Raw genomic sequence first — 26,058 nt, 5'->3', positions numbered from 1 at the left:
CATGGGAGGGATGAGACATCGGTTACCCTTCCTCAAGTCCCCGCCCAGCGTTGCCATCATCCGTCTGTCCGGTGCCATAGGCACCCAGGGCCGCGCGGCTTTGAACGATGCGACGCTTGGCCCCGTCATTGAAAAAGCCTTTTCCAAAGGCAAACCCGACGCTGTCGCGCTTGAGATCAACTCTCCCGGCGGCAGCCCTGTACAATCCTCGTTGATCGGGGCGCGCATCCGCCGCCTGGCCGAGGAAAAGAAAATTCCCGTCATCGCCTTTGTTGAGGACGTCGCGGCATCTGGCGGCTACTGGCTGGCCGCCGCCGCAGACGAGATTTACGCCGATCCCAGTTCGGTTGTCGGCTCTATCGGCGTGATATCGGCGTCCTTCGGAGTGCATGAATTTATCAAGGAACATGGCGTAGAACGGCGCGTCTATACGGCGGGTCAGTCGAAATCCATGCTCGACCCGTTCCGCCCGGAAAACCCCGAGGATGTGGCGCGGCTGAAAACCCTGCTTGAGGATATTCATGGCAATTTCATCGACCACGTTAAAGACCGACGCGGTTCTAAGTTGAGCACCGACAAGGATCTGTTCACGGGCGAGATCTGGCTGGCAAAACGCGCGACTGAGCTGGGGCTGATCGACGGTATCGGCCACCTGCGCCCGCTGCTCAAGGGCCGCTTTGGTGACAAGGTAAAGTTCCGCCGCTACGGCGCTAAGCGCGGGCTGCTGTCGCGGTTTGGGATGCAGATCGTACAGGACGCCGTTGCCGACATCGAGGAACGCGCAGCCTATGCGCGTTTTGGTCTGTAGCGCATGGTTTTTAAAATCGTTCTGCTATTTTTGGTGTTCATGGGCCTGCTGGCTTGGTTTGGTAAAATGCATTGGTTGGGAGGCAAACGCCTGTCCCAGACCAAATGCGACAGCTGTGGGCGCTACCGTATCGGGAAAGGCACCTGTGCCTGCAAAGGGGGGCGCTGATGTTGATGCCGTGGCTACTGTCGGGGCTTGGCCTCGTGATCTTGCTGCTTGCCGGGGATGCGCTGGTCAAAGGTGCCGTCAATCTGTCGCTGCGACTGGGCGTGCCCGCGCTGATCGTCAGCCTGACCATCGTCGCCTTTGGCACTTCGGCGCCGGAATTGCTGATCTCGGTCAAGGCGATTCTGGATAACGCGCCGGGTCTTGCCCTCGGCAATGTGGTGGGGTCGAATACGGCCAATGTTCTTTTGGTGCTTGGTATTCCGGCACTGCTGGCGACGATGCACACCTCAGAGTGCAGCACGCGCAAGACCTATAATTTCATGCTGGCGGCCTCGGCCCTGTTTATCCTGTTGGCCTTTCGGGGCGTGTTCGATTGGATCGCAAGCATCATCTTGCTGGGGGCATTGGGCTACGTTCTTTACGATGCCTTTGGCGATGCCAAGGATCATCGTCACGCCTGCCGCAACGCCGCAGAAACCGACCCTGACGATCTTGAAGGGGCTGATCCTGACATGGCCCGTTGGCAGATCGGGATGTTTCTGGTGCTGGGCCTTATTGGTCTGCCGCTGGGCGCGGGGCTGTTGGTCGACAACGCAACAATCATCGCACAGGCTTATGGTGTCAGCGATACCGTCATCGGGCTGACCCTCGTTGCCGTCGGCACATCGTTGCCGGAACTCGCGACAACCGTGATGGCGGCGCTGCGCCGTCAGGCCGATGTCGCCCTTGGCAACGTCATTGGGTCGAATATGTTCAACCTGCTGGCCATCATCGGCATCGCAGGCTTTGTGGGGCCGATTGCCGTTGATCCCTCGTTCCTGCGCTTTGACCTGTGGGTCATGCTGGCGGCATCGCTGCTGCTGATCCCGTTTGTCTATCTCAAGCAGGATATCACGCGCACGTGGGGCATTGCGCTCAGCGCGCTTTATGCCCTCTATTTGTTTGTTGTCCTCACCTACTAAGCTGGAAGGAGCATTGCCATGTCCCGTGCACTTGTGACTGGCGCAGGCACCCGGCTTGGCCGCGCGATGGCAGTGTATCTGGCTGGACGCGGCTTTGACGTGGCGGTGCATTACGGCCAGTCCAAAACCGACGCCCAAAGTGCCGTGGCCGAGATCGAGGGGATGGGTCGCCACGCCGTCGCGATTCAGGCCGATCTGCTGGACGAAGCAGCGACGCAGGCCCTGCTGCCCGCCGCCGCCGCGGCACTGGGCGGGGCAATCACCTGCCTCGTCAATAATGCGTCGATCTTTGAATATGACACGGTGACCAGCGCCACCCGCGAGAGTTGGGATCGCCACATCGGCAGCAATCTGCGCGCCCCGTTTATCCTGACGCAGGCGATGGCGGCGCAGGGGCTGGCCCCCCAGATGGACGCCGACGCAGAGCCGCAGGCCACCGGCCTGATCGTCAACATGTTGGACCAGCGCGTGCGCAACCTGACGCCAGAGTTCATGACCTATACATTGGCTAAGATGGGCCTTTGGGCGATGACGCGCACCACCGCGCAGGCGTTGGCACCTGCGATCCGAGTCAACGCGATTGGGCCCGGCCCGACGCTGAAAGGCCATGACCAATCCGCTGCATCCTTTGCGGCAGAGCGTCAGGGGACGGTGTTGGGACGGGGGGCAAATCCAGGGGATATCACGGCGGCCTTGGGGTACTTTCTGGACGCGCCAGGGGTGACCGGCCAACTGATCTGCACCGACGGTGGTCAACACCTAAGGTGGCCAACTTCGGACGAGATCGGCGATATCTAGCGGGCGGCGGGCAAAGTTTTGCACCTTTGCCCAAATTGTTACGAAAGTGTTACCAAAAGCCCTTTGTTTTCAGGGGCTTGTTGCAGGGTTGAGAAAGTTGTCTTTGAAAACAACGCCTTAAGTAAGTGCCTAAAAAATAGGCATATCGACGAAACCAGCCGAAAATAACGATAAAACTCAAAAGGGCAGAAGTTATAGTCAGACTTATCCACAAGTTCAGTGGACATGTTAAGACTTGCCCCGACCCGGAAGCTAGTGCAGCGACAGCAGAGAATCAGACACAGCGATGACCCAGCCCGACAACACAACCGCGCCCACAGGCCATGCCGTTATTCAGGCCTATCTCAAGACGCTGGACAGTTCGCCCGGCGTCTACCGGATGCTCGATGGCGAGAGCAGGGTGTTGTACGTCGGCAAGGCGCGCAACCTGCGCGCGCGGGTCAGTTCGTATGCGCGCCCCACAGGGCATTCTGGGCGCATCGCGCGGATGATCGGTGCCACGTCGTCGATGATGTTCCTGACGACCAAGACCGAAACCGAAGCGCTCTTGCTCGAACAGAACCTGATCAAACAGCTCAAGCCGAAATTCAACGTGCTGCTGCGTGACGACAAAAGCTTTCCCAACATCCTTGTGACGGCAGACAGTGATTATCCCCAGATCAAGAAGCACCGCGGCGCGAAAAAGGAAAAGGGCAGCTATTACGGCCCCTTCGCCAGCGCCGGTGCTGTGAACCGGACACTGAACCAGTTGCAGCGCGTGTTCCTGCTGCGTGACTGTTCGAACGCGATGTTCGACAGCCGTACACGGCCCTGCCTGCAACATCAGATCAAACGCTGCTCTGCCCCGTGCGTGGGCAAGATTTCCCCGGAGGACTATCGCCAGACCGTACGCGATGCCGAACGCTTTCTTTGCGGCAAGTCGACCGACATACAGGCCCGGCTGGCCCGCGACATGGCAGCGGCATCAGAGGCGATGGAATTTGAACGCGCCGCCGCCCTGCGCGACCGGATCAAGGCGCTGACCCAGGTGCAGACGGCCCAGGGGATCAATCCGCAGGGCGTGTCCGAGGCCGACATCATCGCGCTGCATATGGAAGGAGGGCAGGCCTGTGTTCAGGTGTTCTTTATCCGCGCCAACCAGAATTGGGGAAACCGCGATTACTACCCGCGCGTCGGCCCGGATGTGGATGCCGCAGAGGTGCTGGAGGCGTTTATCGGCCAGTTCTACGACACCCGCGAACCGCCGCGTCAATTGATCCTCAGCAACGAAATTGAAAGTCCTGATTTGATGGCCGAAGCGCTGTCAGGCAAGCTGGGGCGCAGGGTGGAACTTCTGGTGCCACAGCGCGGTGAAAAAGCCGAGCTGGTGGATGGTGCACTACGAAACGCCCGCGAAAGCTTGGCTCGCAAGATGGCCGAAAGCGCCACCCAGACCAAATTGTTGCAAGGGCTGGCCGACGCGTTTGACCTGCCCGCTCCCCCCACGCGGATCGAGGTCTATGACAACTCGCACATACAAGGTGCCTTTGCCGTTGGCGCGATGATCGTGGCGGGGCAGGAGGGGCTGCTCAAGAACCAGTACCGCAAGTTCAACATTCGCGGCGACGACCTGACCCCCGGTGATGACTTCGGCATGATGAAAGAGGTACTGCACCGGCGCTTTAAACGCCTGATCAAGGAAGACCCCGATCGCAGCAGGGGTATGTGGCCGGATCTTTTGCTGATTGACGGCGGGGCAGGGCAGGTCAGCGCTGTGGCCTCGATCATGGCAGAACACGGGGTGCAGGATATCCCGATGGTCGGCGTCGCCAAGGGCATCGACCGCGACGCAGGCAAAGAGGAATTCCACCGTGTCGGCCAACGGGTCATGGCGCTGCGGCACAATGATCCGGTGCTTTACTTCGTGCAACGTCTGCGCGACGAGGCACACCGTTTCGCCATCGGCACCCACCGCGCGAAACGGTCCAAGGCCGTGGGCGCCACACCGTTGGATGACGTGCCCGGCGTGGGTGCCGGGCGCAAACGGGCCTTGCTGGCGCATTTCGGGTCGGCCAAGGCTGTCGGGCGTGCGAATCTCAGTGACCTCAAGGCAGTAGAAGGTGTGTCAGATGCGCTGGCAGAGACGATCTATGCGTTTTTTCACGAGCGTGGGTGATGTGTTGAGGCAGTATGATACCGTTTGGTGCTTTCGGCTCGTGAAAGCGCGGGCTAGGATGGATAAATGAAGTGGAACCTGCCCAATATTCTGACGCTTCTGCGTCTGATCGCAGCGCCCGGCGTGGCGCTGATGTTTTTATATTTCACGCGCCCTTATGCCGACTGGTTCGCGCTGGTGCTGTTCGTCGGCGCGGCGATAACCGATTGGTTTGACGGCTATCTTGCCCGCGCCTGGGAACAGGAAACCAAGCTGGGCGCGATGCTGGACCCGATTGCCGACAAGGCGATGGTGGTGATTGCGCTGATGGTGATCGTAGGCTTTTCCAGCTGGTCGCCCTGGCTGGTCCTGCCCGCCACGCTAATCTTGTTCCGCGAGGTTTTTGTGTCGGGGCTGCGCGAATATCTGGGTAACGTGGCAGGCACGCTCAAGGTGACGCAGCTGGCCAAGTGGAAGACCACGTTGCAGATGATCGCAATTGCGGTTCTGTTTTCGCAAGGCGTGTTTGAACATTATCTCGGGATGAGCGTCTTTGGCATGGATCAGGAGCTGATTCAGTCCATACTAAACGGCGAAGAGGACGACGTGCTGGGGCTGCGCTGGAAACTTGCAGGCATGGAATGGGCTGGCATGATCGGGCTGTGGCTGCTCTGGTTCGCGGCGCTGTTGACCGCGATTACCGGGGCCGACTACCTGATGAAGGCACTGCCACATCTGCGGGAGGGACGCTGATGGATGTCTTGTATTTTGCATGGGTCAGAGAGCGAATTGGCCTGCCGAGAGAGCGGATCGAAACAACGGCCGCGACAGTGGCCGACCTGGTAGCAGAGCTGCGCACACGCGAAGAGCGCTACGCCCTGGCCTTTAGTGATCTCAGCGCGCTGCGTGTGGCGGTGGATCAACAGCTGACAACTTTTGATGCGCCTTTGAAAGACGTGCGCGAAGTGGCATTTTTCCCGCCCATGACAGGGGGTTAACATGCGTATTTCAGTACAGGAAGACGCCTTTGATCTGGGGCGCGAAGCCGCTGCATTTGCCGCTGGTGGCAAGGGTGACGCCGGGGCCATCGTGACCTTTACCGGCGTGGTGCGCGACAGTGCGGATGCGCCTTTGGTGGCGATGGAAATTGAACACTACCCCGGCATGACCGAATCCGCGCTGCGCGAAATGGCGCAAACGGCGGTCGTGCGATTTGATTTGGCGGATGTGCTGGTGATCCACCGATATGGGCGGCTGGCGCCGGGCGAGGTGATCATGATGGTTGCCACCGCCGCGCGGCATCGGGTGGCGGCCTTTGAAGCTGCGGAATTTCTGATGGACTACCTGAAATCACGCGCGCCGTTCTGGAAACGCGAGATCAGCGCGCGTGGTGCCGCGTGGGTCGCCGCCAAGGACGATGACGAGGAAGCGCTAGGACGCTGGCAAGACCGGCCGCGCACAGGATAAGCGGCGCTTTCACGCACCGCACCCGCAGCCCAAAACGCGCGCGCTGAACTTTGATCAGGATCAAGATAGTCCGCCGCGCCATTTGATATATTGCCCCGAACGCATCTCAAAGAGGGCACTATGTTCAACAATATCGTTGTGGGGTTTGACGGCTCGACCGCGTCAGAGAATGCGCTGCGCATGGCCTGCTATCTGGCCAACACCAGTGGTGCTGCAATCCATGTGGCGCATACGCCGCGCCGTGACACGGTGGGATTCGCACTGGGCGTGATGGCGGATTCGTATATCGCGGCAAATCTGCCCACCCCGGAAGAGATCACGACGGCGGCAGACAAGATTTTTGCGCAGGCCAAAGCCGTGGCTGCGGAGGCAGGCGTGGCACAGGTCACCACGCACCAGGGCAATGGCGACCCGGCGCGCGACATATTGGCCTGCATCGCGGCAACTGACGCGGAACTGGTGGTTTTGGGCCGGCGCGGATTGGGCAGCTTGCGTGCCCTGGTGATGGGCAGCACATCAAGCGACGTGACCCATTTGGCGACATGCGCTTGCCTGACGGTGGCTTAGATTTACAGCGCCTGATCCAGGTGCGGAGTGGAGGGCAGGTGGGCGCGGTGCGCTTGCCCGGTTCAGGCCGGTTTCTGGCGCTCGATATAGGAGCGCATTTCCTCGGCCTCGTGGCGCGCGTCGCGCAGCCCGTCCATCGCGGCACGCAATTCGGCTTCGGTCTGGGCCAGTTGGTTGGTCAATTCCGCCTCGCGCTGCTGCAAGTAGGTAATCGCCTGATCGCGGGTTTCTTCCGCTTCGTGCAGTTCTTGGCTCATCCGGTCAAGCTGTGCCACGTCGTCTGCGGCCACGCGGGTAAAGCGGTGCAGCAGCCAATTGGCGAACCACCCCAGGCAGAAGGCCACAAATAGAATGATTGCCGTTGCCAGGACAAATTCAGTTCTGCTCATCACCGCTGCCTTCTTCGGTTTCGCCGCTCTCGACGGATGTCGTGTCTTCCGCGTCGTCGGTCTGCTCGGAAGGGGTATCGCCCGTTTCGGCGATAGATTCCAGCGTTGTTTCGCTGGGGATGTCCACCGTATCAGGCCGGATCAGGCGGAATTCGATGCGGCGGTTGGCTTCGCGGCCCGCTTCGGTCTTGTTATCTGCAATCGGATTTTCCTCACCATAGCCTTTGGCGACGAAAGACCCCGTCAGCACGCGGCGCGCGCGCAGTTCATTCAAAACTGATTCGGCGCGCGATTGCGACAGGGCCTGGTTCATTTCGGTGCGGCCCTGGCTGTCAGTATAGCCCTGAATTTCCAGCCGTAGGTCACCACAGCGTTTCAGGACCTCCGCGATATCGTCCATCGTGCCAAGCGCGCCTGCGTCGATGGTTGCGCTGCCGGGCTCAAAGGTGATCTTGCCGACCTTTAGGATTTCACCGATTTCGGCCTCGCATTCGTCGGGTGTTGGCAGGCCCGCGACGGGGTCCAGCTTTTCTTGATATGTGACGTCGATGCTGTAATCCGCGCCTTCGCCCAACTTACCGGCCAGCAGCGACGCGACCTGTGTACTGGCGTCAGGGTTGCCTGTGTTGCCCGTCACAACCATCCGGTCCGGCGTCACATTGACCGATCCGTTGCTGAGGGCGGAAAGCGCCTCGAGCCCGGTCAGTACGCGGGTGGCCCAGTCGGCAGGCAGATCATCGGCCAGTCGCGCTGCGGTATAGACCTTGTCAGAACCAAAACGTGATTTGGCATAGCTGTCGGCCAGGTCGCGCAGGGTTTCATTGCTCAGACGGCCGCGCAACTGGACTTGGCCTTCGGGGCTAAGCGTGGCGTTAAATTCGGGCGGGCCCGCATTGGGGTCTGCGATGGCGGGCACCTTGGCCGACAGGGCAAAAACATCTGGCAGCGCGGTTTCCAACTCGCCAACCACGCGGTCGAATATGGTGGCGTCGGTGCCGGGGGCCGCGATCATCGTGATATCGGCATCTGCAAAGGCGACGGAACCTGCGCCGATCTGGTGCAGCGCGTCGATGGCGAGGCCCACGGCCTGGGCCCAGTTCGGGCTGGGCACACCCAATCCCACGGTGCAGCGCGCGGTTTCAGCCACACCGGCGCGGGTGCCCGCCGCCAGAATTCGGATGCGCGCGGCATCGGTATCGGCAGAACAGGCATCAAAACGCGCGCCTTCGGCGTCGATTTCAAAGCGCAGGGTGAAAGGGGTGATCACCGGACGCGGTGCTGCAATGTCCAGCGCGAGCCGCATGCCTGTGGGTGCCGCGCGCTTTAGGGCGGCTTCCATCTTGGCCTTGGCAGCGGCGCTGTCGGATATGGCGGTAATGGTCACGCGCCCGGCCTCTACCGAGGCTTTGGCGCGGGGCAGTTTTTCCATCGCGGTAATGGCAAAACGCAGCGCGGTTTCCCAGCCTTCGGGCGCGGGGTAGTCGGCAGATTCCAACAGATCCGTCACCGTGGCGTCACCTGCCATGGCCTCAAAGCGTTCGATGGCAGCGTCGCGGTCGGTGCTGGTGGGGATCAACCCGATAATGGAGATGCCCGCGTCGTTGCGCAGCACTTCTACCGAAAAGCGAGGTGGCGCGATGGCTGCTTGGGCTTCGACCTCCATTTCGTCGATGACACGCGCGGCATCCACCACCGAACCGGCGGTGGAAAGCGCGCGAAACCGCACGGCTTCGGTCGGTGCGATGCCGGCAAGCGTGACCTGCAACCCGTCAGCCTGCACTTCGGCCCAGGTCATCCCCTGATCGTCCAGCGCATCGCGCACCCCGATTTCCGAGGTGTCTTCAATCAGTTGAACCGAAAAGTTGGCCGCCACCAGAGAGACCACCGCTGCGGCTGCAAACGTCAGGGCGATGGTGAGGAGGGCGGACAGGCGCATGGGCAGACTTCCGGGTTGTTAACGTGAGCACTTGATACGCGCGTCACGCGGGGGGTGCAATCATGCCAGCAGGCTGGCCGCAAAAAACAGCAGCGGGATGATGCCAGTGTCGCGGTTGGCGCGGAAAAGTTGCAGAAGTTTCGCGTTGTTCGTGGTATCGAGCCCGCGCAATTGCCACGTCATATGCCATCCCATCGCCCAAGGTCCACCCAAGGCGAGGGCAAGTGCCAGCACCGACGCATGGGGCAATGCGGCATAGATCACCGCGATTCCCATAAGCCCGACACAAGCCATCAAGAAACGGCGCAGCCAGGCATCGCTCTTGTCACCGAACAGCCGCGCGGTGGATTTCACCCCGATCAGCGCGTCATCCTCAGCGTCCTGATGCGCATAGATCGTATCATAGAACAGCGTCCATGCGATGCCCGCAAGGTAAAGCACAATGGCAGGCGCATGCAGCGTGCCGGTATGGGCCGCCCACGCCAGCATTGCGCCCCAGTTGAACGCCAGCCCCAAAAACACCTGTGGCCACCAGGTAAACCGTTTGGCAAAGGGGTAGATCGTGACCGGCAGCAGGGCCAGAACGCCCATCGCGATGGCCGCTCGGTTTAGCGTCAGCAGAATCACCAATGACAACAGCATCTGCAATACCATCCACGCCAGCGCCATTTTGACGGTAACCTGCCCCGACGGGATCGGCCGCGACCGGGTGCGGGCCACCTTGCCGTCGATGTGGCGGTCGGTGATGTCGTTCCACGTGCACCCCGCCCCGCGCATCAGAAACGCGCCCAGCCCGCAGGCGATGAATATCCAGGCATCGCCCCAGCGGGGCGACTGGTCAAACAGCATCGCAAGGCTGAGACCCCACCAGCAGGGCAGCAGCAGCAGCCACGTCCCGATGGGCCGGTCAGCCCGCGAAAGCCGCAGATAGGGGCGCAGGGCTGCCGGGGCATAGAGGTCGACCCAGTTGTCGGTAACGGCATCGGCAACCGGCGCATCTGTCGGGGCATCTGGCGAAGGCGGTTGGTTGTGCATATATCTAAGCCCATGAATGCGAAAATCAGACTTTATGTAGATCAGCCCTTGGGGCAGGGGCAAACAGTTCCTTTGAACCGCGATCAGGCGCATTATCTTTTTGGGGTGATGCGGCAGGCCGTGGGCGGGCAGGTGTTGCTGTTCAATGGCCGCGATGGCGAATGGTTGGCCGAGATAGCCGAGGCAGGCAAACGCGGCGGTGTTCTGGCCTGCGTTGTCCAGACCCGCCCGTTGCAAATGCCACCCGACCTTTGGCTGCTATTTGCCCCGATCAAAAAGGCGCGCACGGATTTCATCGTCGAAAAGGCGGCCGAGATGGGCGCGTCGCGGATCGTGCCGGTGATGACAGAGTTTACCAATGCAGGCCGGGTACAGCGCGACCGCCTGCAAGCCCACGCCACCGAGGCCGCCGAGCAATGTGGCGGCACCTATGTGCCTGAGGTGGCGGAGGCGGTGAAGCTGGCCAAACTGCTGGAAGGCTGGGACAAGACGCGCCAGATCATGTTCTGCGATGAAACCATGGCTGGCGAAACTGGCACGCTGCCCGCCACTGCTGGCGGTTCCTGGGCGATCCTCATTGGGCCAGAGGGCGGTTTTTCTGACAAGGAACGCGCGCGTCTGCATGGGGTCGAGCACGCGCATGTGGTATCCTTGGGGCCGCGTATCCTGCGGGCCGATACGGCGGCCGTCGCGGCGATGACCGTCTGGCAGCAGCGATTGGGGGATTGGTGATAGTGGTGCAAAAGAGATTTGATGCCTCCGACGGCGGGTATTTTTGGTCCAAACAAGGCGGGGCGGTGACATGAGTTTCTTGCGTCCCGAAGCGCAGGCTGGACTTTGGCGCTGGCGCGAGGCGCTGGTGGGGGGCGCCTTGGCGGTGCTGGGCCTGTGGCTGGTGATCGGACCGGGGCTGCTGTTGGCGTTCCCCGGCTATGGGTTGATGGCGCTGGGGGCGGCGCTGGTCTGGCTGGGGGCACAGCGCGCCCGATTTCGCGGCGCGGATGATGGCGCTGGGGCGGTGCAGGTCGACGAGGGCGAGATCACCTATTTTGGTCCTCTGACCGGCGGCACCGTATCCTTGCGTGAATTGCAGCGGCTTAGTCTGGATCGCCAGTTGTTCCCGGCCCATTGGCGGCTGGAGCCGAAAGACGCCGCCCCCCTGCTGATCCCGGTGAATGCCGCAGGGTCGGACGCCCTGTTCGACGCCTTTGCCGTGCTGCCGGGCCTGCGCACCGAACGGATGCTGTTCGAATTGCGCAAGACCCGACATGACGCGGTTGTGATTTGGGAACGCGAGGCGACCCGCCCTGCACATGCCGTGTTGCATTGACACCCCCCGGAATTCCGCCCATCCCTTCGAGGCAGTAAAACAAGAACGGAGCCTACCCCCATGTCCATTCCTCAATCCGGCGGTGGCCCGATCGAACATCACGACCAATTGGCGCAGTATCTGTCTGACGGCTGCAAGCCCAAAGAAGATTGGCGGATTGGCACCGAGCATGAGAAATTCGGCTACTGCAAGGACACGCTCAAACCGCTGCCCTATGAGGGTGAGCGGTCTATTCGTGTCATGCTGGAGGGGCTGCGCGACCGCCACAACTGGGCGCCGGTACTGGAAGGCGACAAGCTTATCGGTCTGGAAAAAGACGGCGCCAATGTAAGCCTTGAGCCGGGCGGGCAACTGGAATTGTCGGGCGCACCCGTCGAGACCATCCATGAGACCTGTGATGAGGTGAATGTGCACCTGCGCGAGGTCAAGGATGTGGCGGATGAAATCGGTGTCGGTTTCATCGGCCTGGGGGCGGCTCCGATCTGGACCCATGAGCAAATGGATCTGATGCCCAAGGGCCGCTATAAGCTGATGAATGACTACATGGGCCGGGTGGGCACCATGGGTCGGGTAATGATGCGGCGCACCTGCACGGTACAGGTCAACCTCGATTTCGGATCAGAGGCGGACATGGTGCAAAAGATGCGCGTGGCGATTGCCCTGCAATCCGTGGCCACCGCGCTCTTTGCCAATTCGCCATTTTCCGAAGGTCAACCCAACGGCTACAAGTCCCTGCGCAGCATGGTCTGGCGTAATCTGGATGCCTCGCGCACCGGCACGCTGCCTTTTGTCTTCGAGGATGGGTTTGGGTTTGAACGCTGGGTGGATTACGCGCTGGATGTGCCGATGTATTTTGTCTACCGCGATGGCAAATACATCAACGCGCTGGGGCAATCCTTCCGCGACTTCATGCAGGGCAAGCTGCCCGCGCTGCCCGGCGAGACACCGACGCTGAGCGATTGGGCCGACCATCTGACGACGGCTTTCCCCGAGGCGCGGATGAAAAAGTTTATCGAAATGCGCGGCGCTGATGGTGGCCCGTGGCGGCGTCTGTGCGCACTGCCCGCCTTTTGGGTGGGGCTGATGTATGATCAAGACGCGCTTGATGGTGCCTGGGATCTGGTGAAAAACTGGACGCCCGCCCAGCACGATGCGCTGCGGACGGCGGCCAGTATCGATGGTTTGCAGGCAGAGGTCTCGGGCATCAAGATGCATGACATCGCGCGCGAAACGTTGGCCTTGGCCGAATTGGGCCTGAAAAACCGTGCGCGCACCGGTGCAGGCGGGCTGGTTCCTGATGAAACCCATTTCCTGAATGCGCTGAAAGACAGCGTCGAGACAGGCCGGGTCCCTGCCGACGATCTGCTCGCAGATTACCATGGCAAGTGGAACGGCGATCTCACGCAGATCTACGCAGATTATTCCTACTGATCACCTGTCGGGTTTTGTTTGAGTGGTTCGTGATCTCACGCTATCGTGAGCCACTTTTAACACAAAACGAGGGACATATTATGCGTGATTTTTTTATCCGGTCGCTTGAGATGGTGATCAATGTTGTGGTTATTATTGCTGCAATCGCCATCGTCATTGCCGCTGGCGGGGCGATGCTAAGCGGCGGGGCTGCGTCATCGCAATTGGGGATGAACGGCTTTTTGGCGGGGCTGCTGATCCTGATCGGCGGGTTCATATACCTGATCATGGTCGCAGGCTTCATGTATCTGGGGCTGGGCATTTATCAAAATACCAAGCGCACGGCCGACATTCTTGAGGCCCGCAACAGCTAAGAAGCTAAGGTGAGACAGGACAGGGGCCGGGCGTTTGCCTGGCACCTGTCCGCGTCAAAGCCTAGGCCTTTTGGCCGATTTTTGATTCCGTCCCGGCGCGGATGCGGCGGATGTTGTCGCGGTGGCGCCAGAACACCAGCACAGTCAGCGTGATACCCAGTACCAGCGCCGTGCCATAGCCAAGGAACACCAGCAAAAAGGTCGACGCCGCCGCCGCCGCCAGCGCGCCCATTGACGAAATGCGCGTTGTTGCTGCGGCGATTGCCCAGGCAATGCAGCACCCCAAGCCCACGGGCCAGGCCAGCGCCAGCATGATGCCGAGGAACGTTGCCACCCCTTTGCCGCCGCGAAATCCCAGCCACATCGGGTAGCAATGGCCGATCATCGCGCCCAAGGCCGCCAGTTGCGCCGCGTCGTCGCCCGCAAAGCTGCGCGCCAGCAGCACGGCAACCGCGCCCTTGGCCCCGTCAAGCAGCAGTGTCAGCGCCGCGGCCGTCTTGTTGCCGGTGCGCAGCACATTGGTCGCACCGATATTTCCAGAGCCGATGTCGCGCAGATTGCCAAGGCCCATCAGCCGCGCCAGAACCATGCCGAACGGGATGGAACCGATGATATATCCCAGCACGGACCAGAGGATCAGCACGTCGATAGAATTTTCAATAGGGGGCATCAGTTCGCCTTGTATACGCAATTGCCTGCAACATAAGTTGCCAGCACCTTACCCTGCATCCGCATCCCGTCAAACGGAGTGTTGCGTGATTTCGACCGAAGTGTTGCACGGTCCATCACGAAGGGGGCGTTGGGGTCAAACAGCACCAGATCGGCAGGCGCGCCGACCGCGATGCGCCCCCCCGGCAGACCCAGCCGCTTGGCCGGGTTCAGCGACAGCGCCCGCCAGAGCGTCGGCAGATCCATCACATCCGCGTGCACCAGCCGCATCGCGGCAGGCAATAGGGTTTCCAGGCCCACGGCACCGCTGGCGGCTTCTTCAAACGGCAGACGTTTGGATTCCTCGTCCTGCGGCGTGTGCATGGAACAGATAATATCGATCAGGCCAGAGGCCACCGCCTCGGCCACCGCCACGCGGTCTTCTTCGTCGCGCAACGGCGGTTTGAGTTTGAAAAACGTGCGGTAATCGGCCACGTCCAGCGCATTGAGCGTCAGGTGGTGGATGCCGACCCCCGCCGTGATGTCCAACCCATTCGCCTTGGCGCGGGCCAGCGCGGGCAGGGCGCGCGCTGTGGTGATCTGGTCCGCGTGATATTTTGCGCCTGTCATCTCGATCAACGCAATGTCGCGGTCCAACCCCATGCGTTCGGCCATGGGCGATACGGCGGGCAAGCCGCGCAGCGAGGCAAACTTGCCCGATGTCGCCGCCGCCCCCTGGCTCAGGATCGGCTCTTGGGGGTGTGCAATCACCAGCGCCCCCAGACTGCGGGCATAACTCAGCGCGCGTGAAAATACCTTGGTATCCGTTACCACACGGTCGCAATCGGTAAAGGCAGCGGCCCCGGCGTCCATCAAGAAACCAATCTCGGTCATCTCGCGGCCCGCGCGGCCTTTGGTCAGCGCCGCCATGGGCACCACATGCACCGGGGCCACCTCGTTGGCGCGCCGGGTGACAAATTCAAGAACTTCGGGGCTGTCTATGGCCGGATCGGTATCCGGGCGCGTGACCATGGTGGTCACCCCGCCCGCCGCTGCCGCCATCCCGGCAGAGCGATAGCTTTCCTTGTGCCGCTCACCCGGCTCACACACCTTGACGCCAATGTCGATAATGCCGGGCGCCAGATATTTGCCACCGCAATCCACAATATCCTCAGGCGCAAAGCTGTCGGTATTGGCAGGTGGCTGGCGCAGGACCTCGGTGATCCTGCCCTGCGATACAACCAGCGCGCCTTCGGTCACTGTGCCCGCTTCGGGATCAATCAGGCGCAGGTTGGTGAAAAGCTGGGTCATGGCGGCGGGCCTTTGTCGTCAGGGGCGCGGATGTGCGCGGCAGTCATGCCCCAATTCGACAGATGAGCCAAGGACTCTTTGTAAACGCCACAGCGCTCTGCCAACCTTTTTAACCAGATATACTCCTGGCGGGGGCTGGCCCCCCAGTGCGGAATGTCACTTGGGGGCGGACATCCCTGGGTGGCAGGCGCAGGTCTGCGACCTATCCCCCCACTTTGCCGCCATCGGCCAGACGCGCGGCCTCAATTTGGCGCGCGGTTTCGACGGGGTAGGGCAAATCGCGCAGCATGACACGCTGGCCGGAATGAAGTTCTATCACAACCCGATTGCCAAAGCGCGCAAACACAGTTGCAACCTCCGACAGCGGCACACTCGCGCGGCCATCGGGGCCGTCATGGCGTAACTGGTGATCGCTGATCTGCCATCGGTCAAAACGGCGGGTGCGCCAGCGCATGAAATCTTCAATGAGAAACCCAAGGCTCAGCAGGAACGCCGTGGGCGTAATCCATGACAACGGCAGATCAAATGCCAGCGATGTCCCCAACCCGACACAGGCAAGTGCGGCAAAAGTTATGACCGCCGTGCGCAGGCTGCGGCGCACAAATACGGCGCGCTGCGGCGCCCAGCTTAGCGCGTCGTCCATCTAGCCGACCCACAGCATCAGGCCCACCACGCCAAAGGCGACCAGCAATGCGATCATCGCGATGCGGCCAGACATTTTCGGATCGGGTTCGGGTTCCTGCATGGGATCACCTTAGCGTTTTGCGCGCCGCGCGGATAGTCGCAGAGTTATCGCAAAACCCACCACAGCAACAGCCCCGACAGTACGATCAGTCCAAGGATCACCATGGCCCGCCCCGGTGCGCCGCGTGGCGGGGTGGCGGGGGTGTTGCGGGCGGTGCCGCTATAGGGGCGGGCGGCCTCGGTCGTTATGGGGGCGGTCGGGGTTTCGGGGCGGTTTTCGTCGTAGCTGCCGATCAGCGTCAGGGCGGATACCGGTTGCAGAGACTGAGGCTGTGTTGGAAACGCGGCGGAATAGACGATCATCACCCAACCTTCGAGGGCGGCAAGCTTGGCGCGGTCGCGTTCAATCTGCTCTGGCACGACATCGTTGCCCTCGCGCAGATAGCCGACCAGGCCAAAGCTGTCGAGATCGGACACCGGGAAGACTTCGATCCAGCTGGCGTCGACCCGCATAACGCCAAGGGCTTCGGCCTGCGCCATGGCGTCATCGCTCAGCGCGCGGGCTTCGTCATCGGATAGTGACAGCGAAAAGATGCGGATCTTTCCGATTTCATGGGCAGGCACGGCGATGGGCGGCATTGGGCTTCCTCGTTTGGGGCTTCCTCGTCAGGTCGTCTTGATCACACGGGGTCAACGCGGGTTCCGGCGGCGCGGTTCCGTGGCTTCGGCGGCAGCGTGGCTTCGGCGGCAGCGTGGTTTACGCGGGTGCGTGTTGCGCCGCGCGATGGTTCCGCGCCAGCAGGTCCATCGCGGCCATACGCACGGCGACACCCATTTCGACCTGATCCTGAATGACGCTGCGGTTGATGTCGTCGGCCAGGGTGCCGTCGATCTCGACACCGCGGTTCATCGGGCCGGGGTGCATCACGATGGCATCGGGTTTGGCATGGGCCAGTTTTTCGGCGTCCAATCCAAAGCGGTGATAATACTCGCGCTCCGACGGGATGAACCCACCATCCATCCGTTCGCGTTGCAGGCGCAGCATCATCACCACGTCCACATCTGCCAGCCCTTCGGCCATGTTATCAAAAACTTCGACACCGAATTGATCAATCTGGCTGGGCATCAGCGTCGGCGGGCCAATCAGGCGGATGCGGTTTTCCATCTTGCCCAACAACATGATGTTGGACCGCGCCACGCGGGAATGTGCAATGTCACCGCAGATTGCGATGCTCAGCCGATGCAGCCGCCCCTTGGCGCGGCGGATCGTCAGCGCGTCCAACAGGGCCTGGGTTGGGTGTTCATGGCGGCCATCGCCCGCGTTGAGCACGGCGCAGTTTACCTTCTGCGCCAGCAGATCGACGGCGCCCGACTGCGGATGCCGCACCACCAGCAGGTCGGGATGCATCGCGTTCAGCGTCAGGGCCGTGTCGATCAGGGTCTCGCCCTTTTTGATCGACGACGCCTGCATCGCCATATTCATCACATCCGCCCCCAGACGTTTGCCGGCAATTTCAAAACTCGCCTGCGTGCGGGTGGAATTTTCAAAGAACATGTTGATCTGGGTCAGCCCGCGCAGCGCGTCCGAATGTTTGTCGGGCTGGCGGTTGCGGTTGGCGTAGGTGTCCGCCAGGTCAAGCAATGTTGTGATGTCAGTCTGGGAAAGCTGTTCGATGCCAAGCAGGTGGCGGTGGGAAAATGACATATCGCGCGGTCCCTTTTCTGTTGGGGCCTTATAGGCGGTCGAGGGCGGGCGCGGCAAGATGGTGAAGCGCGCGCGATGCGGTCAGATCGGGGATTTTGATTGCGACAGCCAGCGCGTAAGCTGCCGAGTATGGAATCAGTTGAGTATCATCAGGCGGTCGCACTTCTGGCCTGGCAGGTAGAACTGGGCGCGACAGAGGCGCTTTGTGATGCGCCGGTGAACCGCTACGCCCTGCCCCAAAAGGCGCAGGCGGCGCCCAAGCCCGAAGCGGTTGATCCGGTGAGCGTTGCTGCTGCCACGGTTGCCGCTGCCGGGCAGGCCGCCCGCACCGAGGTGGACCCGGTTGATCTGGCGACCCGGGCAGCCGCCACCGTGACCAGCCTAGAGGAATTGCGCGCCGCGATTGCCGCCTTTGACCCCTGCGAGTTGCGCAACGGCGCGCGCAATATGGTCTTTTCGGACGGTGTTGAGGGGGGGCGTTTGATGGTGATCGGTGACAGCCCCACCCGCGAAGAAGACCGCGCCGGCAAACCCTTTGTCGGGCGCGAGGGGCAGTTGCTCGATCGGATGCTGGCGGCAATTGATATGTCGCGCGACAGCAATGTCTATATCACCAGCGCGCTGCCATGGCGCACGCCGCAGGACCGCAGCCCCAGACCCGATGAACTGGCCCTGATGCGGCCCTTTCTGGCGCGCCATATCGCGCTGGCGCAGCCCGCAGCGCTGCTGCTGGTGGGCCGCTGGGCCTGTCAGGCGCTGCTGGGCGCGCCCAATATCGCACGGTTGCGCGGCACCTGGGCCGAGGCCTGCGGCCTGCCGGCCCTGCCGATCTTTCACCCGACCCACCTCATGCGCACCCCAGAGGCCAAGCGCGAGACCTGGGCCGACCTTCTGAGCCTCAAGGCGAGATTGCGCGATGGTTGACCCGCTGACCTTACTGGCTTTTATCCCGGCCGCATTGGCGCTGAACCTGACGCCGGGGGCGGATATGATGTTCTGCCTTGGGCAGGGCATCCGTTCTGGCCCGCGCGCGGCGATTGCAGCCAGTGCCGGGGTGTCCGCCGGCGGAATGGTGCATGTGGCGCTGGCCGGGCTGGGGCTGGGTGCGCTTGTGGCGACACTGCCCTGGGCCTTTGACGTGATCCGCTGGATCGGCGTGGCCTATCTGCTTTATCTCGCGGCACAGGCGTTGCGCCCGACAAGCGCGGCGCGTGATGCGGCCCCGGCGCTGCGCGCCCGGCGGGCGTTTCGCACCGGGTTCATCGTCAATCTGACCAACCCCAAGGTGATCCTGTTCGTGCTGGCCTTTGTGCCGCAGTTCGTCGTGCCACAGGCTGGATCGGTGCTGGGGCAGTTCCTGATCTTTGGCGCGGTGCTGGCGCTGGGTGGGTTCATCATCAATGGCGCGGTGGGATATTTCGCCGCCGGGCTGGGGCGGCGATTGGCTGGTGGGGGCCGGATGCTTAGCTATGTCAGCAGCGGCATATTCGTGGCCTTGGCCGCACGTCTGGCTGTGATGGAGCGCGCATGACCCGAGATTTTATTCCCGTACGCATCGCGGTGCTGACCGTTTCGGACAGCCGCAGCCTCGCCGACGATCGCTCTGGCGATGTGTTGGTGGCGCGGATTGCGGCGGCAGGGCATCATCTGGCCGCGCGCGACATCGTCACGGACGACCGTGGCGATATCGCAGCGCGCCTGCGGGGCTGGTGCGCGGACCCGCAGATTGACGTGGTGATCAGCACAGGCGGCACTGGCCTGACGGGCCGCGATGTCACCGTTGAGGCGCACCGCGATGTTTACGAAAAAGAAATCGACGCCTTTGGCACGGTGTTCACTATTGTCTCCATGCAAAAGATCGGCACCAGCGCGGTACAAAGCCGGGCAACCGGCGGCGTGGCACAGGGCACCTATCTGTTTGCGCTGCCCGGCTCGCCCGGCGCCTGCAAGGATGCCTGGGACGAGATACTGGTGAAACAACTGGATTACCGTCACAGCCCCTGCAATTTTGTCGAGATCATGCCCCGTCTGGACGAACATCTACGGCGCAAATGAGGGGCGAGGTCTGCGGCGTCCCCCCCCACCATGTGTCGCGCGCGCCGCCCCCCCCCCACCCCCCGGAGGTTTATCGTGCAAGATGAAGATACCAGCGACGGAAGTGGGATGGGCCTGCGTATCAGATATGTGACTTGGGTTTAGACCAGTTTGGGTTAAGTTATTCTGCGCGCTCTGGCCCGCGTTTTTGTGATCGGAACGATATGCGTTTTTTGCGGCAAAGCATGGTGGGACTGTTTCTGGCGGCGGCGGCCTTGGGGCTGCTGGTGGTCGCGGGGCAGATGATTGCAAGCGCCGTCCAGGTGCGTATGGCACAGGACAGCAAGGCACCGCCCGCGCGCGAGCGGGTGTTTGCAGTAAATGTGACGCTGGCCAAAGCGGAAGACATCGCCCCCGCGCTCGAGACCTTTGGCGAGGTCCAAAGCCGCAGGTTGCTGGAACTGCGCGCGGCACAGGCCGGGCGGGTGGTGGATCTGGCCGAAGGGTTTGAGGACGGCGGCGCAGTAAGCGCGGGGCAGGTGCTGGTGCAGCTTGATCCGGCAGAGGCGCAGGCGGCGGTGGACCGCGCACGCAATGATGTGGCCGATGCCGAAGCTGAGGGGCGCGATGCCGCGCGCGGGCTTGATCTTGCGCGTGATGAACTGGCTGCGGCGCAGGAACAGGCAGTGCTGCGCGAAACGGCGTTTGACCGTCAGCGCGGCCTGGCAGAGCGCGGCGTCGGGACGGCGGCGGCGACCGAAACCGCGGAACTGGCCGCCTCTGCCGCGCGGCAGGCCGTGTTGTCGCGCAGGCAGGCCGCGACACAGGCCGAGGCGCGGGTGGATCAGGCCAAAACCGGCCTTGCCCGCGCGCAGATTGCCCTGGCCGAGGCCGAGCGGCGGCTGGGGGACACGCGCCTGACCGCGCCCTTTGACGGGCGACTGTCGGCGACCAATGTGGTCGTGGGACGTCTGGTTTCGGCGAATGAGCGATTGGCAGAGCTGATCGACCCGGACGATCTGGAAGTGTCGTTTCGCATATCGACCGCGCAATATGTTCGACTGCTGGATGATGCGGGGCAGTTGATACCGACAGAGGTGACCGCGACACTGGATGTCTTGGGCGTCGATTTGCAGGCCAAGGGGCAGATCACCCGCGCCAGTGCGGCGGCGGGTGAAGGCGTCTCGGGCCGGTTGATCTTTGCCACACTGGACAGCAGTGCGGGGTTTCGACCCGGTGATTTTGTGACCGTCCGCGTGCAGGAGCCTGTGTTGCAAGGGGTTGTGCGCTTGCCGGCCTCGGCCCTTGATGCGGCGGGCGAGGTGCTGGTGCTGGCGGATGATCGGCTTGAGGTGGTGCAGGTGACGTTGCTGCGGCGACAGGGCGATGATGTGCTGGTGCGCGGTCCGATCCTGGGCCGCGAGGTGGTCGAGGCGCGCTCGCCCTTGCTGGGGGCAGGGATCGCAGTGACTGCGCTGCGCCCCGAGGGCGCCGAGCCTGCCGCGCCCGAGATGGTCACGCTCAGCGACGCGCGGCGCGCTGCGCTGGTGGCCTTTGTCCAAGGCAACAGCCGGATGCCGCAGGAAGCCAAGGCGCGTGTCTTGGCAGCCCTTGCAGAGCCTGAGGTGCCGGCCAGTGTGATTGCGCGGATCGAAAGCCGCATGGGGGGCTAGATGGCGCGCGGTATCCCTAAGTCTGCGGGCGGGCTGCTGTCGTATTTCACGCGCCACCCCACGGCGGCGAACCTTTTACTGGTGCTGTTGCTGGTGGCCGGTGCCGCCGCCGCGCCCAACATGCGGGCGCAGTTCTTTCCCGATGTGATCGTCGACAATGTGGCGGTCACAACCGTCTGGCAGGGCGCTGGCGCCGAAGATGTGGACCGTGCCATCGTGCAGGTGCTGGAGCCTGTGTTGCTGAGCATCGAAGGCGTCGAGGGGTCGACCGCGTCGTCGCGCGAAGGGCGTGGCACGATCACCTTGGATTTTGAGCCCGGTTGGGACATGGCACGTGCCGCCAACGACGTGCAGACGGCGGTCGATGCCGTCGACAGCCTCCCCGAAGAGGCCGAAGACCCCCAAGTGCGGCGCGGCGTATGGCGTGACCGCGTGACAGATGTGGTGATCACCGGCCCGGTGGGGGTGGTTCAACTGGGTGGGTTTGCCGATGAATTCGTAACCCGATTGTTCGCCGCAGGGGTCACGCGCACCAGCGTGCAGGGGGTGGCGGCGCCACAGACCCTGATCGAGGTACCGTCGTCGCAACTCATCGCCCATGACGTCAGCATGGCCGAAATTGCCGCCGCCATCGCGGCAGAGGTGGATGCCGACCCTGCGGGCGACGTCGGCGGTGGCACGGCGCGGGTCCGTACCGGCGTCGCCAAGCGCAGCGCCCAGCAGATCGCGGGGATTGTGCTGCGCAGCAACCCGGACGGGTCGACCCTGACCATTGGCGATGTGGCCACCGTGCGGGCCAAAGGGCTGGACCGCGAGGAAAGCTATTTCGTGGGTGAACACCCGGCGATGTCGGTGCGGATTGATCGGTCGGACGGGGGCGATGCCATCGCAATTCAGGCACGTGTCGAAGAGGTCGCGGCGGCGCTGAAGGCTAACCTGCCAGCCGAGGTCACCGTCGAGCTGATCCGCACCCGCGCCGAGGCGATCACCGGGCGGTTGACCCTGTTGATCGACAACGGCCTGACAGGGCTGGCGCTGGTGGTGACGCTGCTGTTTTTGTTCCTGAACGCGCGCACCGCCTTTTGGGTGGCCGCCGGCATTCCGGTGTCGATGGCGGCAGCGATTGCTCTGATGTATGTGGGCGGCATCACCATCAACATGATCTCGCTCTTTGGGCTGATCATCACGCTAGGGATCGTGGTGGATGATGCCATCGTCGTGGGAGAACACGCCGATCACCGGTTCCGCACCTACGGCGAAAGCGCGATGGAAGCGGCGGAAAACGCGGCGCGGCGCATGGCGATGCCGGTCTTTGCTGCGACACTGACAACGGTTATCGCGTTTTTCGGACTGGTTGCGGTGGGCGGGCGCTTTGGCGATCTGATCAAGGATATCCCATTTACCGTGATTGCAGTGCTGGCGGCATCGCTGGTGGAATGTTTTCTGATCCTGCCCAACCACATGGCCCACGCCATGCGCGCGGCGCGCGAGAAACACTGGTATGACCTGCCCAGCCGCGTGGTCAATCGCGGCTTTGTCTGGCTGCGCGAAAGGCTGTTCCGCCCCTTCATGGCCGGCGTGATTGCCGCGCGCTATGTTGTTCTGGCGGGGGCCATAGCGGTGCTGGCCAGTCAGGCAGCGTTGTTCATATCGGGCGACGTGCAGTGGCGGTTCTTTAACGCACCCGAGCGCGGCAGCGTGACCGGCAACTTCGCCATGGTCGAAGGCGCGACCCGCGCGGACACCTTGGCGATGATGCGTGAAATGCAACGCGCTGCCGAAGCCTTGGGTGCTGATTACGCCGAGCGCTATGGCGCCAATCCGCTGGATTACGTGATAGCGCAGATCGGGGGCACCGCCGGGCGGGGGTTGGATGGGGCCGAAGCGAAAGATGCCGATTTGCTGGGCGGCATTTCGATCGAACTGATCGACGCCGATCTGCGCCCCTATTCCAGCTTTGCCTTTGTCGCAGAGTTGCAAGAGCGCGTGGTGAACCATCCGCTGGCCGAGGTCGTCAGCTTTCGCAGCTGGCGCTCGGGCCCGGGTGGGGATGCGCTGGATGTGCAATTTTACGGGGCCGACACCGATGTGCTCAAGGCCGCGTCCGAAGATTTGCAGGCGGCCTTGCGGCAGTACCCTGAGGTCAGCGCGGTGCAGGACAATCTGGCCTATGACAAGGAAGAACTGATCCTTGATCTGACGGCGCAGGGGCAGGCATTGGGCTTTACCATCGACGCGCTGGGCCGGGTGCTGCGCGCGCGTCTGGGTGGGATCGAAGCGGCGAGCTATCCCGATGGGCCGCGGTCGGCTACCATTCGGGTGGAGCTGCCCGAGGGCGAACTGACAGCGGATTTTCTGGAGCGCACTTTGATGCGCACGCCGGGGGGGGATTACGTGCCGCTGGCCGATATCGTCAGTGTGACCCGGCGCACCGGTTTCAGCACGGTGCGGCGCGAAAATGGGATACGGCTGATCTCGGTCACAGGCGACATATCCGAAGACGACCCGGCGCGCGCAAGCGAGATCACCGCGACCCTGCAGGATGACATCTTGCCGACGATCGCCAGCGCGCGGCAGGTGGAATTCCGGCTCGATGGGTTAAGCGCGCAGGAGGATGAGTTTCTCACCGACGCGGCAACCGGGCTGATCCTGTGTCTGACAGGCATATTCCTGGTGCTGGCGTGGGTATTTGGGTCGTGGACGCGACCCTTGGTGGTGATGGCGATCATTCCTTTTGGTCTGGTTGGCACGATCTATGGCCATGCGCTGTGGGACGTGCCGCTCAGCATGTTTACAGTGGTGGGGCTGTTGGGGATGACGGGGATCATAATCAACGATTCCATCGTATTGGTCACCACAATCGACGAATACGCCGAGACACGTGGCGTGATCCCGTCGATCATTGACGGTGCGGCAGATCGGTTGCGCCCTGTGTTTCTGACCACGGCAACAACCGTCCTTGGCATGGCGCCGCTGCTTTATGAACAAAGCCAGCAGGCGCAGTTTCTGAAGCCGACGGTGATCACTCTGGTTTACGGCTTGGGCTTTGGCATGTTTCTGGTGCTGTTGGTCGTGCCGGCACTTGTGGCGATGCAGAATGACGTGGCGCGCCAGATGGCGGCGCTGCGCCGGGGCCTGCGCGCGCCGGTCGCCGCGCTGCGCTGGGGGCTGCTGCTGCTGGGGGCGTTGGTGCTGGGCTGGGGCGCGATGACGCTGGGCTGGCTGTGGTGGTTTGGTGCGCTGCACCCGGTACTGGCGGCGGCGTGGCCGGGGGCTGGGGTGTCAGCTGGCTTGGCATTGTTTCTGGCAGGGGCGGCGGGGCTGGCATTTCTGGGCTATACCGTGGGTGCAATCGGATTTGCGCTGACGCGCCGTGTGCCACGGGCGGGGTACAGGCCGTAGACATAGCGCTGCCGTCTGCCCGCTGTTTCGACCGTACGCAGGCCTCACCCGATCTTAACGCCCGCGCCTCATTCTTAGCCCCGTTGCAACAAGCCTACCTACGGACCAGAGGCGCAGACGATCGCGCCATATCTGAACGGTTCAGACATGCAGGGATAAAATCCTGTCTCATATATCCGATCTGGCGGCGCCGCCCTTTTTATCAGGCACACCCACGATCCATATGCATAGAACACATAGAACCTGTGCCGGGCCTTGCCCCCGCGCAGCCGTTCGGCGTTACTCCGGCGAACAGCCTGAAATATCAACGCTGTGATTGCTGCCAATCACCGTGATGCGCAGCGCCGAACGGTCCAGCGCAAAGGCACCCCCGCTATTGGCCATCAGCACCCCCGTTGCGGTCAGGGTCTGGCCGCTGCGCTTGCTCTGCATCTCGCTCATCCATAGATTTGGACTTCCCGGTTCAATCACCACCGTTTCCGCCCCACCACTGCTGGGCAGGGTCAAGCGTGCCTCAATGCCAAGCCCCTGCTCATTGGGTCGTATGCTGCAAGTGGCGCTTTTCACGCCCGCTTCAACGGCAGTAAAGGGCCGTGCGGCAAGGGCGGCGGCGATGGCGGGGGTTGGGGTGCTTACCTCCGTGTCCAGCGTCGCCTTCAGGCGCAGGGTCTGTGGCACGCAGATGTCGCTGCACACGCCCAGATCAATTGTTGTATCCAGCATAATCGGCTTGCCGTTGCGCTTTGGGGTTATGGTCAGCGGCAGGACAACCTGATGCGCATATCCGATGGAACGTGCGCCGCTCTGGTCAAACACCTTGGGCGCAGGCCAGGTGATGGCGACATCACGAAGGTTGTTTGACCGTTTCCAGTCAAAAGTCGGTGGGATACCTGCGTCACCCGGACTGCGCCAATAGGTCTTCCACCCCGGCGCCATCGTCAGCTTTACCGCCGCCACGTGCCGACCGTCTGCCATGCGCCAACCGGGCAGGATTTCAGCCGTCAGCGGCGTGCCAATACTGTTCTGCGCCAAGGCGGGCAGCGCGGCGAGACACAGGGCGAGACCCAAGGCGAGACACTGGGAGAGGGTGGTTGCGAGGCGTGTGATTATCATACACCGTTGATGGGCCATCGCAGCACCTGTGCCAAGTCACATTTGTATCATCACCGGTGAGGCCGCCTGCGCCGCGCCCTTGTCAGACCGGGCAGCAATGGGCATGTTCG

The 26,058-nt window shown here is 62.4% G+C and carries 26 protein-coding genes; 17 read left to right on the top strand and 9 right to left on the bottom strand.

Annotation, left to right across the window (positions count from 1 at the left end; all coding sequences use genetic code 11):
* Positions 1 to 10: 10 nt before the first annotated feature.
* From AC1965_RS15080 to AC1965_RS15045, 8 genes are all read left to right on the top strand, one after another.
* Positions 11 to 808 (top strand): S49 family peptidase, encoded by a 798-nt coding sequence (locus AC1965_RS15080; protein WP_483884666.1) that lies wholly within the window; start codon positions 11 to 13, stop codon positions 806 to 808.
* A 170-nt stretch (positions 809 to 978) separates the two neighbouring features.
* Positions 979 to 1,938: a calcium/sodium antiporter gene (locus AC1965_RS15075; protein ID WP_483887059.1), complete on the top strand. Its 960-nt coding sequence runs from the start codon at positions 979 to 981 to the stop codon at positions 1,936 to 1,938.
* An 18-nt stretch (positions 1,939 to 1,956) separates the two neighbouring features.
* Positions 1,957 to 2,736 carry an SDR family oxidoreductase gene (locus tag AC1965_RS15070; RefSeq protein WP_483884665.1) on the top strand — a complete coding sequence of 260 codons (780 nt, stop codon included), beginning with the start codon at positions 1,957 to 1,959 and terminating at the stop codon, positions 2,734 to 2,736.
* Between the two features lie 286 nt (positions 2,737 to 3,022).
* Positions 3,023 to 4,891, top strand: coding sequence for an excinuclease ABC subunit UvrC (gene uvrC, locus AC1965_RS15065; protein WP_483884664.1), 1,869 nt, complete (start codon positions 3,023 to 3,025; stop codon positions 4,889 to 4,891).
* A gap of 66 nt (positions 4,892 to 4,957) precedes the next feature.
* Positions 4,958 to 5,623, top strand: a complete 666-nt coding sequence (pgsA, locus tag AC1965_RS15060; RefSeq protein WP_483884663.1) for a CDP-diacylglycerol--glycerol-3-phosphate 3-phosphatidyltransferase — start codon at positions 4,958 to 4,960, stop codon at positions 5,621 to 5,623.
* Positions 5,623 to 5,868, top strand: coding sequence for a molybdopterin converting factor subunit 1 (gene moaD / locus AC1965_RS15055; RefSeq protein WP_483884662.1), 246 nt, complete (start codon positions 5,623 to 5,625; stop codon positions 5,866 to 5,868). The genes pgsA and moaD overlap by 1 nt, the downstream gene beginning before the upstream one ends.
* Before the next feature lies 1 nt (position 5,869).
* On the top strand, positions 5,870 to 6,337 hold the full coding sequence (locus tag AC1965_RS15050) for a molybdenum cofactor biosynthesis protein MoaE (protein WP_483884661.1): 468 nt from the start codon (positions 5,870 to 5,872) through the stop codon (positions 6,335 to 6,337).
* 120 nt (positions 6,338 to 6,457) lie between these two features.
* A complete protein-coding gene (locus AC1965_RS15045; RefSeq protein WP_483884660.1) occupies positions 6,458 to 6,904 on the top strand; it encodes a universal stress protein in 447 nt (148 codons plus the stop codon).
* A gap of 62 nt (positions 6,905 to 6,966) precedes the next feature.
* Here the strand turns inward: AC1965_RS15045 and AC1965_RS15040 are convergent, their stop codons facing one another.
* Genes AC1965_RS15040 through ubiA form a run of 3 tightly spaced genes read right to left on the bottom strand, consistent with a single transcriptional unit; the run spans position 6,967 to position 10,264 of the window.
* A complete protein-coding gene (locus tag AC1965_RS15040) occupies positions 6,967 to 7,293 on the bottom strand; it encodes a hypothetical protein (RefSeq protein WP_483884659.1) in 327 nt (108 codons plus the stop codon).
* On the bottom strand, positions 7,280 to 9,229 hold the full coding sequence (locus tag AC1965_RS15035; RefSeq protein ID WP_483884658.1) for an OmpA family protein: 1,950 nt from the start codon (positions 9,227 to 9,229) through the stop codon (positions 7,280 to 7,282). Before AC1965_RS15035 ends, AC1965_RS15040 begins: the two co-directional genes overlap by 14 nt.
* A 60-nt stretch (positions 9,230 to 9,289) precedes the next feature.
* Positions 9,290 to 10,264, bottom strand: coding sequence for a 4-hydroxybenzoate octaprenyltransferase (gene ubiA / locus AC1965_RS15030; RefSeq protein WP_483884657.1), 975 nt, complete (start codon positions 10,262 to 10,264; stop codon positions 9,290 to 9,292).
* A gap of 12 nt (positions 10,265 to 10,276) precedes the next feature.
* On the opposite strand from ubiA, the gene AC1965_RS15025 reads away from it, so the two are divergent.
* From AC1965_RS15025 to AC1965_RS15010, 4 genes are all read left to right on the top strand, one after another.
* Positions 10,277 to 10,996 (top strand): 16S rRNA (uracil(1498)-N(3))-methyltransferase, encoded by a 720-nt coding sequence (locus tag AC1965_RS15025; protein WP_483884656.1) that lies wholly within the window; start codon positions 10,277 to 10,279, stop codon positions 10,994 to 10,996.
* 70 nt (positions 10,997 to 11,066) lie between these two features.
* On the top strand, positions 11,067 to 11,594 hold the full coding sequence (locus tag AC1965_RS15020; RefSeq protein ID WP_483884655.1) for a hypothetical protein: 528 nt from the start codon (positions 11,067 to 11,069) through the stop codon (positions 11,592 to 11,594).
* Positions 11,595 to 11,654: 60 nt separating this feature from the next.
* Complete coding sequence (locus AC1965_RS15015) at positions 11,655 to 13,025, top strand: glutamate--cysteine ligase (RefSeq protein WP_483884654.1); 1,371 nt, start codon at positions 11,655 to 11,657, stop codon at positions 13,023 to 13,025.
* Positions 13,026 to 13,105: 80 nt separating this feature from the next.
* Positions 13,106 to 13,378, top strand: coding sequence for a hypothetical protein (locus AC1965_RS15010; protein ID WP_483884653.1), 273 nt, complete (start codon positions 13,106 to 13,108; stop codon positions 13,376 to 13,378).
* 61 nt (positions 13,379 to 13,439) lie between these two features.
* Here the strand turns inward: AC1965_RS15010 and plsY are convergent, their stop codons facing one another.
* The 5 genes from plsY to AC1965_RS14985 form a co-directional block, all read right to left on the bottom strand.
* The gene (plsY, locus tag AC1965_RS15005) at positions 13,440 to 14,048 is read right to left on the bottom strand and encodes a glycerol-3-phosphate 1-O-acyltransferase PlsY (protein WP_483884652.1); all 609 of its coding nucleotides are present in this window, start codon (positions 14,046 to 14,048) and stop codon (positions 13,440 to 13,442) included.
* Entirely contained in the window at positions 14,048 to 15,337 is a 1,290-nt protein-coding gene (gene pyrC / locus AC1965_RS15000; protein ID WP_483884651.1) for a dihydroorotase, read from the bottom strand. Before pyrC ends, plsY begins: the two co-directional genes overlap by 1 nt.
* 202 nt (positions 15,338 to 15,539) lie before the next feature.
* Entirely contained in the window at positions 15,540 to 15,980 is a 441-nt protein-coding gene (locus tag AC1965_RS14995; protein WP_483884650.1) for a hypothetical protein, read from the bottom strand.
* Positions 15,981 to 16,126: 146 nt separating this feature from the next.
* Entirely contained in the window at positions 16,127 to 16,660 is a 534-nt protein-coding gene (locus AC1965_RS14990) for a hypothetical protein (RefSeq protein ID WP_483884649.1), read from the bottom strand.
* Between the two features lie 118 nt (positions 16,661 to 16,778).
* Positions 16,779 to 17,726: an aspartate carbamoyltransferase catalytic subunit gene (locus AC1965_RS14985; RefSeq protein ID WP_483884648.1), complete on the bottom strand. Its 948-nt coding sequence runs from the start codon at positions 17,724 to 17,726 to the stop codon at positions 16,779 to 16,781.
* A 129-nt stretch (positions 17,727 to 17,855) separates the two neighbouring features.
* Here AC1965_RS14985 and AC1965_RS14980 point away from each other — a divergent pair, with 129 nt between their 5' ends.
* The 5 genes from AC1965_RS14980 (at position 17,856) to AC1965_RS14960 (ending at position 24,835) form a co-directional block, all read left to right on the top strand.
* Positions 17,856 to 18,650: a uracil-DNA glycosylase gene (locus tag AC1965_RS14980; protein WP_483884647.1), complete on the top strand. Its 795-nt coding sequence runs from the start codon at positions 17,856 to 17,858 to the stop codon at positions 18,648 to 18,650.
* Entirely contained in the window at positions 18,643 to 19,257 is a 615-nt protein-coding gene (locus AC1965_RS14975; protein ID WP_483884646.1) for a LysE family translocator, read from the top strand. The genes AC1965_RS14980 and AC1965_RS14975 overlap by 8 nt, the downstream gene beginning before the upstream one ends.
* On the top strand, positions 19,254 to 19,781 hold the full coding sequence (gene moaB, locus AC1965_RS14970; RefSeq protein ID WP_483884645.1) for a molybdenum cofactor biosynthesis protein B: 528 nt from the start codon (positions 19,254 to 19,256) through the stop codon (positions 19,779 to 19,781). Before AC1965_RS14975 ends, moaB begins: the two co-directional genes overlap by 4 nt.
* A gap of 203 nt (positions 19,782 to 19,984) precedes the next feature.
* On the top strand, positions 19,985 to 21,433 hold the full coding sequence (locus tag AC1965_RS14965; protein ID WP_483884644.1) for an efflux RND transporter periplasmic adaptor subunit: 1,449 nt from the start codon (positions 19,985 to 19,987) through the stop codon (positions 21,431 to 21,433).
* Positions 21,434 to 24,835 (top strand): efflux RND transporter permease subunit, encoded by a 3,402-nt coding sequence (locus AC1965_RS14960; protein ID WP_483884643.1) that lies wholly within the window; start codon positions 21,434 to 21,436, stop codon positions 24,833 to 24,835.
* A gap of 279 nt (positions 24,836 to 25,114) precedes the next feature.
* On the opposite strand, the gene AC1965_RS14955 is transcribed toward AC1965_RS14960, so the two are convergent.
* Entirely contained in the window at positions 25,115 to 25,948 is an 834-nt protein-coding gene (locus AC1965_RS14955; protein ID WP_483884642.1) for a protein-disulfide reductase DsbD domain-containing protein, read from the bottom strand.
* Positions 25,949 to 26,058 lie beyond the last annotated feature (110 nt).

This window comes from Sulfitobacter sp. KMM 9851 (genome assembly GCF_057178245.1).
Note: the sequence above shows the minus strand (reverse complement) of the source record. Positions and strands in the feature narration are given on the sequence as shown.